Origin of the sequence: Rothia sp. HMSC08A08 (genome assembly GCF_001808385.1) — a bacterium.
Classification (GTDB): domain Bacteria; phylum Actinomycetota; class Actinomycetes; order Actinomycetales; family Micrococcaceae; genus Rothia; species Rothia dentocariosa.
Window position 1 is genome coordinate 34765 of record NZ_KV793052.1, and the last position, 12444, is coordinate 47208.

10 protein-coding genes are annotated in these 12444 nt (G+C 54.5%); 1 reads left to right on the forward strand and 9 read right to left on the reverse strand.

Features of this window, described 5'->3' with window-relative positions; all coding sequences use genetic code 11:
- Positions 1–6 precede the first annotated feature (6 nt).
- Positions 7–1524, reverse strand: coding sequence for a tRNA (N6-isopentenyl adenosine(37)-C2)-methylthiotransferase MiaB (gene miaB, locus HMPREF3164_RS00165; protein ID WP_048778725.1), 1518 nt, complete (start codon positions 1522–1524; stop codon positions 7–9).
- A 40-nt stretch (positions 1525–1564) separates the two neighbouring features.
- Between miaB and HMPREF3164_RS00170 the strand changes: the two genes are divergently transcribed.
- Entirely contained in the window at positions 1565–2887 is a 1323-nt protein-coding gene (locus tag HMPREF3164_RS00170) for a hypothetical protein (protein ID WP_246822532.1), read from the forward strand.
- Between the two features lies 1 nt (position 2888).
- Here the strand turns inward: HMPREF3164_RS00170 and HMPREF3164_RS00175 are convergent, their stop codons facing one another.
- The 8 genes from HMPREF3164_RS00175 to HMPREF3164_RS00210 form a co-directional block, all read right to left on the reverse strand.
- Positions 2889–3896 (reverse strand): DNA glycosylase AlkZ-like family protein, encoded by a 1008-nt coding sequence (locus tag HMPREF3164_RS00175; RefSeq protein WP_070448414.1) that lies wholly within the window; start codon positions 3894–3896, stop codon positions 2889–2891.
- Positions 3897–3951: 55 nt separating this feature from the next.
- Positions 3952–5037: a regulatory protein RecX gene (locus HMPREF3164_RS11260; protein WP_239664776.1), complete on the reverse strand. Its 1086-nt coding sequence runs from the start codon at positions 5035–5037 to the stop codon at positions 3952–3954.
- 140 nt (positions 5038–5177) lie between these two features.
- Positions 5178–6290, reverse strand: a complete 1113-nt coding sequence (gene recA / locus HMPREF3164_RS00185) for a recombinase RecA (protein WP_048755079.1) — start codon at positions 6288–6290, stop codon at positions 5178–5180.
- A 323-nt stretch (positions 6291–6613) separates the two neighbouring features.
- Entirely contained in the window at positions 6614–6835 is a 222-nt protein-coding gene (locus tag HMPREF3164_RS00190; RefSeq protein WP_048755080.1) for a DUF3046 domain-containing protein, read from the reverse strand.
- Positions 6836–6997: 162 nt separating this feature from the next.
- Complete coding sequence (locus HMPREF3164_RS00195; RefSeq protein WP_004006266.1) at positions 6998–7405, reverse strand: helix-turn-helix domain-containing protein; 408 nt, start codon at positions 7403–7405, stop codon at positions 6998–7000.
- 234 nt (positions 7406–7639) lie between these two features.
- Positions 7640–8155 carry a CinA family protein gene (locus HMPREF3164_RS00200; RefSeq protein WP_070448415.1) on the reverse strand — a complete coding sequence of 172 codons (516 nt, stop codon included), beginning with the start codon at positions 8153–8155 and terminating at the stop codon, positions 7640–7642.
- A gap of 72 nt (positions 8156–8227) precedes the next feature.
- Positions 8228–8860 carry a CDP-diacylglycerol--glycerol-3-phosphate 3-phosphatidyltransferase gene (gene pgsA / locus HMPREF3164_RS00205; protein WP_070448416.1) on the reverse strand — a complete coding sequence of 211 codons (633 nt, stop codon included), beginning with the start codon at positions 8858–8860 and terminating at the stop codon, positions 8228–8230.
- 244 nt (positions 8861–9104) lie between these two features.
- Positions 9105–12215 (reverse strand): DNA translocase FtsK, encoded by a 3111-nt coding sequence (locus HMPREF3164_RS00210; protein ID WP_070448417.1) that lies wholly within the window; start codon positions 12213–12215, stop codon positions 9105–9107.
- Positions 12216–12444: the final 229 nt, after the last annotated feature.

Here is a 12444-nt window from a genome sequence, read left to right on the forward strand (position 1 = left end):
CGGTATCTAGGATTTAGGCCCAATAGTGGGCATGCCAAGCCCCACCGGACCGCCCGAAACCTGAGTAGTTCCGGCGCCGCAGGATTCGGCCTGTGAACGGTCCCAGGCATCCCCGGCTCGGGTGCGGCGAAGCTGATACTGCTCAGCGGTGGGATCTGAAATCAGATGGAACGACCCTGCCTCAGTGATAGGAACGGTCACCATATCTCCGGGGCGAGGCTCTTCGCACCCGGCAGGTACTGAGAAGTGCACGAGGCGCTGATCCGGTCCGCGGCCCGCCAGACGATGCGTCTGCTGCGCTTTACGCCCAGACTCGGCGACAACCATCAGCTCAACGGTTTTACCCAACTGTTTACGGTTCTCTTCGCCCGCAATACGGTCCTGCAGGGCCACTAGGCGTTCGTAGCGCTCTTGCACAACATCTTTTGGAATCTGGTTTTCCATAGTCGCCGCCGGGGTGCCGGGACGAATTGAGTACTGGAAGGTAAACGCTGATGAGAACCGGGCCTGCTCCACCACGCGCAGCGTATCCTGGAAGTCTTCTTCACTCTCACCGGGGAACCCCACGATAATATCGGTGGTAATGACAGCGTGCGGAATGCGCTCGCGCACCTTCTCTAAAATACCCAAGAATTTCTTGGATCGGTATGAGCGGCGCATGTCTTTGAGCACCTTATCCGATCCCGATTGAAGCGGCATATGCAGAACAGGCATGACGTTCGGGGTTTCTGCCATCGCTTCTATCACATCGTCGGTGAACATAGCTGGATGCGGTGACGTGAACCGTACTCGTTCCAGCCCCTCAATATCACCGCAGGCGCGCAATAGTTTGGAGAATGCCTGACGGTCCCCAAATTCCACGCCGTAGGAGTTCACGTTCTGTCCAAGCAGAGTTACTTCGATCGCACCGTCATCGACGAGCGCCTGAACTTCGGCAAGGATATCGCCAGGTCGGCGGTCTTTCTCTTTACCGCGCAGTGACGGCACGATGCAGAAGGTACAAGTGTTGTTGCATCCTACGGAGATTGACACCCAGCCCGAGTACACATGATCGCGTTTCGTGGGTAGGGTCGAGGGGAACACCTCAAGCGATTCGAGCAGTTCCGCCTGCGCTTCGTGATTGTGGCGGGCGCGTTCAAGGAGTGTGGGGAGCGAGCCAATATTGTGGGTGCCGAACACGACATCTACCCAAGGGGCTTTTTCGATAATAGTGTTCTGGTCTTTTTGGGCCAAGCATCCGCCTACAGCAATTTGCATGCCTTCGTGGCGCCGCTTCACGGAGGCCAACTGTCCCAAATGCCCATAGAGACGATTTGATGCGTTCTCGCGCACCGCGCATGTGTTAAACACCACGAGGTCGGGTTCTTCCCCCTCGGCAGCGCGTACATACCCGTTCGCTTCTAGCAAACCAGACATACGTTCAGAATCGTGAACGTTCATTTGACAGCCAAAGGTGCGAACTTCATAGGTTCGGGGAGTTTCGGCGGACGTTGCGGATTCAGCAGAAAAATCATTTAGGGTCATGCTCACGCCATTAGGGTAGCGGATGGTGGATAATGGCTCTATGCAGGTATCCCTTAGTAATTCTTCCGGCCAATATCCTGAGGATCCCCTCGCGACTATTCTTGAGCGCGCCATCGCGGAATACCACCCCGCGCCCACGCACTCCCCTGCCGACTCCGAGGCGTTCCGGGCAAGTGTTCTCAAAATACTTTCGTGGGCTGCAACCCTACCGGCTATCGGAGATCGGATTCCGCTCTCGCTGACGATTCTCTCAACCGGAATGCGCTCGGTAGTGCTGCGAGTACGCTATGGATCTAACCCGCATACACCCTGGCAGCCCGAATCTGTCATCTTAAAGCGTTATCGCCGCGGAGACTCGGCGACTAACGCAGGCGGTTTTGGATACCTTCGGGAAAAATACGGTGCAGTTGCCCTGGATGAGATGGTTCCAGATATCTACCCTGCCCTCTACGGTGTTGATGATGATCTACGCTGCTTAGCACTCGAAGACGTGGTCTTTGAAGGGTCGGTACCCGTTGCAAACTCCCTCATAGCTGATACCTCCACGCAGCTTTTCAACCAGAATAATACGGCACGCGCTTTTGCGGCTTACGCGGCAGTGTGGGGTGAATTTGCTCGGCAGGGAATTTTTGACGACACCGTCGATCAATATCGCGCATCGCTCGCGAAGGCCGACCGCAGGGCACAGTTCCCGGGGGCGATGCCCTCCCCGAAACTTGCCGAGAAGGGGCTTCAACGCCTATATCCCGATCTCCCAGCAGAACGGAGCGAAGATGCCGAAGAACCTACAAACGATCTCCAAGAACTAATCTTCCGGTTCCATCGCATCACTCAGCCATTTTTCCTCAAACGCCCGCCGGTACCCGAACAGTTTAAACGTAGCCGCGGGCAGGTCTATATGCTCTCGTCGGGAGATTTTTCGCCGCATAACGTGCTGTACTCCCCGGCCGATACGGCACCTTCTCGCGGTATCGGCACCCGCGCCTTTGATACGGAGGGAACCTGTATTCACCATCGCGGATTCCCTTTTGTGGAGGCGATGCTCGGGTTTCCCTCGTCGCCCCAGTACCCGCTTTACCGGGTAGATAGGGAACAGGAGCTTCCTAAATTTTATACGGTCCTCTTCGGTGAAATACCTTTAGATGCCAGGCTTGCAGAAGACATCGCGGTGTGCGCAGCTATTACGGTGTGTACGCTTTTGGAACTTTACGCCGACGGAACTCGGGCGCGGGTTCTTCCCCGCATCTGCCGCCAGGGTGTTGAGCTGATGCGCATCCTGCTTACTCTTGGGAACACTCAAGACCCCGCGCTTTACGATCTCATCCAGCGCCTTGGCGATTACGGTAAGAACCTCGAAAAGTAGATTAGACGGCACGTCCAGTTGCCTCACCGGCGGCAAGCGTAAAATCCCAACTAATTCCGTTCCAGGTGAGAACCTGCGGACGCAGTTCCTCACGCAATGCAAAACTCTTATCGGCATATCCCAGCAGATACTCATCGAAGGCTGGGAGAATAAGCTTGCGATTAAGAGCAACTTTGAGTTCCGAGTCGGTAATGCCTTCTTGCCAGGAACCTATCGCATATTCTTGTCCACCCAGCACAATAGTCTGGGTACGGCGAGCATGTTCAAATGCATACCGGGCATCGGTTATCGTAATTCCAGCCCACCAGCTCAGGTCCTCGGCAGTCACCGGCCCGTGACCGCATATATAACGTGTACCCAGCTCAGCCAGCGCCTGTTGTCGCTCGTATTTTGTGCGGGGCACAGGTATGGAGTCGCGGTGCACGAAGCTTTCCTCTTTCCCCTGAAGCGGCCCTTGAAGAACCGTACCCTCACCGCCGTAGAGCCGAATGAGGTGACTACGTCGCGAACTTGGTCCGCTATAGCCGCATTCATCCAAAATGGCGTAGAGGTCAGTACGGGTGAGCGGCTCAAGATAACCGCGAGTTTGTAAAGCTTCATGAAGATGTTTACGCCAACGTTCGAAGTCTTTGAGCGTAAAGTTACATTGACGCATATAGGCGGGCTGAGGCTTCGCGCCTCGGCCGGCGACAGCAGCATACAGCGAATCTGCACTATTGAGAGTCAAAAAGTGGAGTGTCCCGCGCATGGGCCACGAACGCACAATGCTGTAGTCGTGAATGCCTTCAAGAACTGTGTCAGTACTGCACCCAGCTCGTAGCGCAATGGCGCGCACACCGGCGTTATAGTTTTGCCCCTGAACAGCGTAGAGATGATTTAACACATGTATCGGGGCGCTTGTCTCTTGGTACAGAGTGTCAGCGTCTACACCTATACCACGATGCGCTGCACTTGGAGCGAGGAGCTGAGCGATCATACGCCTGGCACGAAGTTCTTGTAACGGCTGCATAGATTACCTCTTATCTGTTGCTGGATCCGCTGGATACTCTTCTGATGAAGAATATTCAACAGTCTTCTTCTTGCTCGCTGCGGTACCTCTCGATTTCTTCTTTTACCACCGAAAACGCTACAGATGAAGAATATCCCCGACGTGCCAGCATCCCTACTAGCCGACGCATGATTTTCTCCTTCTCGGTACGATCTGAGAAGTTCATGGAAGGACGCAGTTTTTTGCGCACGAGCTCCGCCGCGTCCTGACGTTCATCTTCGTCCGTGCGTGCAGCGAGCGCATCTTCAGCAAGTTCTCCGGTAATTCCTCGTTCTTTGAGTTCACGGCGCAGAGCGGTTCGGGAAAGCTTCTTATGTTTTCCCCGCTGTTCCACAAAGGAACGCGCATACTCGGCATCGTCAATCAGGTGAGCAGCCTCAAATTTATCGAGCAGTGACTCTATCAGGCTTTCCTCAAACCCTTTATCGACAAGTTTTTTCTGCAACTGCGCGCGGGATTTAGCGGAATACGCCAGCTGATTGTAAACCAGAGTCTTTGCTCGCGTGTACGGATCTGGCTCTTCGCGCTGTTTCCAACGTCCTGAGCGATTGGTGCCCGGAACATTCGTCTTTTCTTCGGCAGCGATACCTCGAATAAGAGCTTCTTCTTCGGTGCTCAAAGGTTCGTTGAGGGCACTCCCCTCACGAAATAATGGGCCTGATGACCTTTTCTTCTTTCGTACTTTTTCTGGATGTTCTTCCTCTGCACGATGAGCCCCAATAGCCGGGGCGAAGGGCGATTTTTCGGTGTTCTTGGGGCGCCGGAATCCTTTTTTCCAGTCCGGGTTTCGACGCTTCTTACGGGCGCCCGATGTACGCTCTGCTGAGGTTTTTGATGAAGCGTTTTGTGTACGGGGTTCTGCATCATGTTGAGTTACCGCCCCTCCCCCTCGTGTGCGTGGGAACGAGCGCGATGAGGAAGAACGATAGGGTACAGAATCGGGGTCGGGTTTGTCTTCCACATATCCGTGTGCGGCGGGATGCCAATCAGAGAATCCTGTGGCTTTGCCCTCTGCAGCATCAGAAGTTGTTTCAGCGTCAGAAATCGCAGGGTCACTCAACGGGTTATCACCCCAGGCATCCGCCAACCAATCGTTACCCATGCCGCCTTCCTGTGCTGGTTCGATGCTGTTAATCCTGTAGGTACAACGCCTCAAAGGCGTAGAGTCCTCAGATATGCTGAGCGTGTGCCGCGCATCCTCAAAGCTAGGCTATCGTGGATGCGCGGCACACGCCATCTTGTTTAGAATTCTTCTGCGAGCTCGTCGAGAGGATCGGCCTCAACCGATGTGGCTTCAGTTTCTTCCAAAGATTCCTCGCCTTCAGGATCGATAATTCCGAGTTTTACGAGGACCTTATACTGTAGTTCCTCAGTCAATTCCGGGTTATCCTTGAGCAGTTTACGCACGTTCTCGCGCCCCTGCCCCAGCTGTTCGCCATCATAGGTAAACCAGGCGCCAGACTTCTTGACGATGTCATGCTCTACCGCGAGGTCAAGAATACCGCCTTCAACGGAGATACCCTCACCATACAGAATGTCGAACTCGGCCTGTTTGAAGGGAGGAGCCATCTTATTCTTCACGATCTTGGCACGAGTTTTATTGCCAATGGGGTTCGCCCCGTCCTTTAAGGTCTCAATACGTCGAATATCGATACGCACCGAGGCGTAGAACTTCAGGGCCTTACCGCCGGTCGTGGTTTCGGGAGATCCAAAGAACACGCCGATCTTCTCACGAAGCTGGTTAATGAAGATTGCTGTAGTGCCGGTGGATGCCAGGCGACCCGTAATCTTACGGAGAGCCTGGCTCATCAAACGCGCCTGCAGGCCCACATGAGAATCACCCATATCGCCGTCAATCTCGGCGCGGGGAACGAGAGCCGCTACAGAGTCGACTACAACGATATCAACAGCGCCGGAACCAACCAGCATATCCATAATTTCGAGTGCCTGTTCCCCAGTATCGGGCTGCGATACCAAGAGGGCATCGGTGTCAACGCCGAGTTTGGCAGCATAGACCGGATCGAGTGCATGTTCAGCATCAATAAACGCCGCGATACCGCCCGCTTTCTGCACATTCGCTACAGCATGCAGAGCGACAGTGGTCTTACCGGAAGATTCAGGACCATAAATTTCAATCACACGGCCGCGGGGCAGTCCGCCGATACCGAGAGCAGCATCCAAAGCGATAGCGCCGGTTGAAATAACCTCCGTTTTCACGGTCTCTTTATCGCCTAGACGCATAATCGCGCCTTTACCATAATCCTTGTCGATTTTAGCCATCACGGCTTCGAGTGCCTTGGCACGGCCTTCTTCAGGAACACGAGCGACGCCCTGTGCCTTGCTGTTCTTTGCCACGGTTAGTTACCTCGTTCTATCAATAGAAGGTCTCAATGATTCTTCGGGAGGTGCTTCTCGCCACCCTCTGCACACTACTCTACGAAGTCCGCCTGACACTTTAAGACCGGCGGCGGAAGAATGTGGAAAAATCCCCCAGAAAGTACAGATATTTTTACTCTGTGGATAGATTAGCATGACTCGAACAAAAATCCTATAAATCGCACAAATTTTCGGCAAATTTTTTCGAATTTATGCTCGCCGTGTCCATCTCAGGTTCTCCCCATGTGGTATCTCAACAGCCCCTAAACCGGGCTTATTTCGCAGCAATTCATGGATTCCGGCTACCTGCGCGGCTCACGGTCGGGTCCCAAACGGCGAACCTCCGGAATATCCTGTGTCTCACAGACCGCAAGCCAAACATCCTTCGGCGCAACTCCAGCTTCAAGTGCCTCTAAAGCCGTCATATTCCCAAGCGACCCAAGCACCAAATCTCCCGCCAAAACTCGGGCATACCCAGCACCGAATTCGTAGTCCATATTGGCCCAAAACTCACTGAGTTTCATCGTCCCTCCTTACGCTCTCCTGTTTCAGAGCACATCCGAGAAAAAATCATGAGAACGCTTCATCAGAGTCCCCTACGAAAGTAGACCCCTACTACCGTTGTCAGTGCACAAAAAAGCGAACCGCGCATCATAACGGATGCGCGGTTCGCTCACATAGGTCTCTTAGAGCGAAGCCATCATGTAATCGTTACGGTACTGCTCAGCAAGCTCGGCGGGAACGGTATCCGGAACGTGTACGCCCTCTAGAATTGCCATACGGTCGGCAACTTCACGAAGCATCTGGTACATCGGGATATCAAGCGCCTGGCAAATCCATGCCAGAAGCTCCGAAGAAGCTTCCTTCTGCCCACGCTCGACTTCGCTGAGATAACCCAGGGAAACACGTGCGCTCTGTGAAACCTCGCGTAGGGTACGACCCTGGCGCTGACGAACGTCACGAAGAACCTCGCCAATAGCCTGGCGCAGAGGTACAGTCTTTGCCTCTTCCACAACAGGAGCTACCTGCTGCGGAGCTGGGTTAATTTCTTTCCACCGGGTAATACCATTAATAGATACACGCTTCTTGGTCATATGCGTTGTTTCTCCTCGTACGTAGGTCAACCAGTGTTCGGTTCTTACAGTTATTAAGCCTAACTCATTTTTTAGTTCTCGGCTAGCCTCGGGTGCTGTACCGTTTATATGAGCCTGGCTAGTATATATTCAAACTTACCAAGCTATAGTTTTATTCCCATGCACCTGGGAAATCCCTGGAAACTTGATTAAAGTATCCCGTGAAAAGATACTTCAGCTGACCTCTAGATAAGACTACGATGCGTCCTTAGTACCGTGCACAGCCTGGGTTAGCAGGAGAATTGCATCCGCCGTTGCCGAGGCGCGAATCTGTACCCGATCCCCCTCATAGTGCCGCTGTACGGCATAGGTTGCCTCTGGAGTGTGCACACCCAAAAATACGGTACCAACGGGCTTACCATCGTGCGGCTCTGGCCCTGCAACTCCAGTGGTCGAAACCCCGTAGTCAGCTCCACAAATTCGTGCGGTTCCCTGCGCCATCTGCCGGGCAACTTCCGGATCAACGGAACCATTCTTAGCTAAAAGCTCCTCGTTTACGCCTAAAACGGATGCCTTGACCGCGCTCGCATATGAGATAACCCCGCCGCGGTAGTATTCCGAGGCTCCTGCAACGGTGCAGATAGTACCCCCAACGTCTCCTCCGGTGAGAGATTCCGCCGTGGCGATTGTCAGACCTGTACCGACCAAAGCATCGTGAAGTATCTGAGCGGCTTCCTTCGCACTATGCGGTACCGTTTTGAGTACGTCCATAAGTACTCCTCCCAACGAGATATATCCGGCGTATAAAATACTGGGGCAGTACATCTGGAACCGTCCCCAGCCTCATGACTGTGCGGGATGCTGCGCCAGCCATGTCTGGCGAAGCTGATGGGCATCACGCACGTAAACTACCCCTGTCCAGACGGTAATAGCGGTTACCGCCGCCATAAGAACCCATCCGGGAGCCAACCAAGGCTCGCCGAGGAGTCCTAAGGGTAAGAGCATCACCACGAGAGCAATGGTTTGTAAAACGGTTTTGATCTTTCCGCCCTTATTTGCCGCCATAACCCCGTATTTGATAACGAAAAAACGCATGATGGTGATTCCCCACTCCCGAAGGAGAATTACAGCGGTTACCCACCACCACAGCTCGCCCAACCAAGAAAGGGTAATGAACGCCGCACCGGTGAGGAGCTTATCAGCAATAGGATCAGCGATCTTCCCAAAGCTCGTGATGAGGTTACGGCTTCGAGCCAGGTAACCGTCCGCCCAGTCGGTAATCATCGCGGCGATAAAGAGGGCAAAAGCAAGCCACCGCTGTGCTACATCTTCAGCTCCGAATGTTCCGCCCGCAAGGAGCACTACAACGAAAAAAGGAACTGCAATAATACGCACAACCGTCAGAATATTCGGCAGATTCCAGTTAGATACATGACGCTCGGTCTGCGATACCGCCGATACTGATTCCTGACTCACTGTTACCCTTCTCTACAGTCTGGTACCAACGACTCGTTGTTGGCTGCAAGTAACTCCCAGAGCGTAGCCCTTGCCTCATATCTTTCCAGTATACGAGGTATCGTTCCTATAAGAATGGCATTCCGATAAATCCTTGTTTGGGCTCGCAGTAATAGAAAAATTCCCGCTTCCGCAGCACGATATGCCAGCAGAAGCGGGAATCTCTCTAGGGTGTGAGAACACTTTGAATACGACTGTTGATAGGTTACCGCCCCGTGAGCTGCCAGGCGTCCTCCGAACCCTCATCGCTCTCTTCCACCGCATATTCAGCAGGCTCTGCGGGGTTCACCGCTTGCGCATACGGGTCTTCAAAAGTTTCCTCAACGGGTTCGGGCACCTCTTCACCCCGGATGCGTGCCAAGGTATTCTGCAGATCGTCCGGGCGCACCAACACATCGCGCGCCTTCGACCCCTCAGAAGGACCAACTATGCCTTGAGACTCCAGCAGATCCATAATGCGCCCCGCCTTCGCAAAGCCCATGCGGAGTTTACGCTGAAGCATTGAGGTAGAACCAAACTGCGTGGTAATCACGATTTCAGCCGCCTGGAGCAAGTCATCAAGGTCATCGCCGATTTCCTCATCAATCTGCTTCTTCGCGGCTGAGACCATAACATCTTCACGGTAAATTGTCGGAGCCTGCTGCTTCACGTGCTCAACAACCGCATGAATCTCGGATTCAGAGACCCACGCACCCTGCACACGCATCGGCTTCGAGGCACCCATTGGCAGGAAGAGCGCATCGCCCTGACCGATCAGTTTTTCAGCGCCGGGCTGATCCAGCACCACACGCGAGTCCGTAACCGATGACGTCGCAAACGCCATACGCGAAGGAACGTTCGCCTTAATCAGACCGGTCACCACGTCAACCGAAGGACGCTGAGTTGCAAGCACCAGGTGAATACCAGCTGCACGCGCCAACTGCGTAATACGAACAATCGCCTCTTCAACGTCACGCGGGGCAACCATCATCAAATCGGCAAGCTCGTCCACGATAACCAACAGGTACGGGTACTCGTGAATTTTTCGTTTACTGCCCGGCTCAGGCTGAATCTTGCCCTCGCGTACGGCCTTGTTGAAATCGTCCACATGCTTAAACCCATAATGCGCCAGGTCGTCATAGCGTGCATCCATCTCACGTACTACCCATTGAAGCGCCTCTGCTGCCTTCTTCGGGTTAGTAATAATAGGCGTAATCAGGTGCGGAATTCCCTCATAGGCGGTAAGCTCCACGCGTTTGGGATCCACCATCACCAAACGCACCTGATCAGGTGTAGAACGCATAAGAATCGAGGTGATCATCGAGTTCACGAACGAAGACTTACCGGCACCGGTTGCACCCGCAACCAACATATGCGGCATTTTCGCCAGGTTCGCAAGCACAAAACCGCCCTCGACATCTTTGCCCACACCCATAACCATCGGATGCGGGTTCGAGTGAGCCTGCGGGGACCGTAAGACATCGCCCAGCGATACCGTCTCGCGGTCGGTATTTGGAATCTCAATACCGATCGCCGATTTACCGGGAATAGGCGATAGGATACGCACATCCGGGCTGGCGACTGCATAGGCGATATTCTTACTCAGCGCGGTCACACGTTCAACCTTCGTACCGGCACCCAGCTCGATCTCGTAGCGGGTCACGGTCGGACCGCGTGAGAATCCAGTGACAACCGCATCAACCTTAAACTGCTCTAAAACGTTGGTCAGTGCTTCGACCACGTGTTCGTTCACTTCGGATGATTCCTTAGCAGGGGGACCTGCCACCAGCATCTGTTCTGCGGGCAGGTTATAAGTGCCCTGCGAAGACTCGACGGATTGTTCGGGGCGGGCCTGCTCGGTATGCGCGGTGCGCGTGTTGTTTTGCAGGGGTCGTGATGCCCCCGTACCGGCAGCCGCTGCTCCGCTGACCGTAGCTTGCGGCTTCGTCTGCGGCATGCGGGATGCACCACTACTTTGCTGCGGTTTAGCGGATGCGCCTTGCTGCTGTGCTTCCGGTTGTGGCTGTTGAGCAGGCTGCGTCTGAGGGCTTGCTATCTGCTTTGTCGCAACATTCTGCTCGGATGCGGCGGGCACAACCGACTGCACCGATGTGTCATCAAAAGCCTCTACATCAAAGAGCGCATCTGGTGCCACACGACCGTGTTCAACGGCGGCACGCTGCGCCTGAGCCAGGCGTGCCGAGGGCGCATCCGAAGCCTCATGATCGAACACGGTGTTCTCGGTGCGGCGTTTGGGCAGGCGGCTCAACCTACCCTGAGACGACGTTGAAGAATGCGGCGCGGGGGCATCCGCTGAGGTTGCGGAAAACTCTTCATGAGTATTAACCACGGGGCTGGCGAATGCCTCATCGCCAACGTATTCATCCAGCCCCTGATCGGCCTGTTGAGAACGACCGAACCCGAACCACCGCTTAATTGACCCAAAGATACCGCCGCGAGATGTACGGCGTTCTTCCTCATCACCGTAAAGATAGCTACGATCATGTTCCGAGGCACTCAAATCGACGGTCTGAGTCGCTGCCGTGGAGTCCGCATCATAGCCGTCCTGCGGATATGCGATGGTCGGGTCGTCATCGGTGGAGGCAACCGGCTTTTCACCCAAGGCCATGCGAACGAGATGTGTAAGCCGCGGAATAACCTGACGCACCGGAGTAGCCGTCAATACCATAAGCCCCATGACGAAGAGAACCAGAATAACGAGCCACTGCACAAATGCTATGCGCTGCATGAGGGGTCCAAGAAGCGCACCAATAGCGCCACCCCCGGCCCAGACGGCCTCAAAACCGCCCGAAAAACTGGGGTATCCGGCGTTCATCGCGAAGAAAAGCGACGCTGCAATAAGGATGAGCAGCAGGCCGAGCGAGACTCGATTGGTGCGGCGAACATCATCTGGCGTACGGAAAACGCACCATGCCAAGATAAAGCTCAGAATCGGTACCAAAATAGCACCCTGACCGAAAACGCCGCCCAGCATGGTGTGCCATGCCGAGATTGGGGCATGGATAATGACCGGTGCGGATATGACGCGCCAGCTATACCATTCGACTCCAGCCGTAATAATGCCGAAAAGCAGAATGAAGAGCGCTCCACCATCGCGGCGTGCCTGTGGATCTAAATCTGTGCGATGCACCCCAAGAGCACGCACAGCGCCGCCCACCGTGTGGGCAATGCCTAACCACACTTTCGCAATAGCGTTTGCTACGGGGTTAGTTTCGGGGGTATTCGCGCGCTTAGATGTGCCCCGGGAACCGCGTGCCGAGGTTTTCTTGGCTGATCCGGTTTTGCTTTTACGCCCTTGATTACTCCGTGAAGCCATATTTACTAGGTTAGCAACCTTCCATGTGCTTGGGGCTAGATGCCGTCATTCTCTCGCGACCGATGCGATCGGGGCAAGAACGTGATACGCATCCATAGTATTCATATGCTACCGTACACGAGAACGGAGCCGACCGCTCAAGCAGCTATCGGCCCCGTTTGTCATGTATTGTGCGGGGGGCGTTCGCACAGAGCGTGCCCGCACCGCCTTTCACCGTGGGGCTATGCGC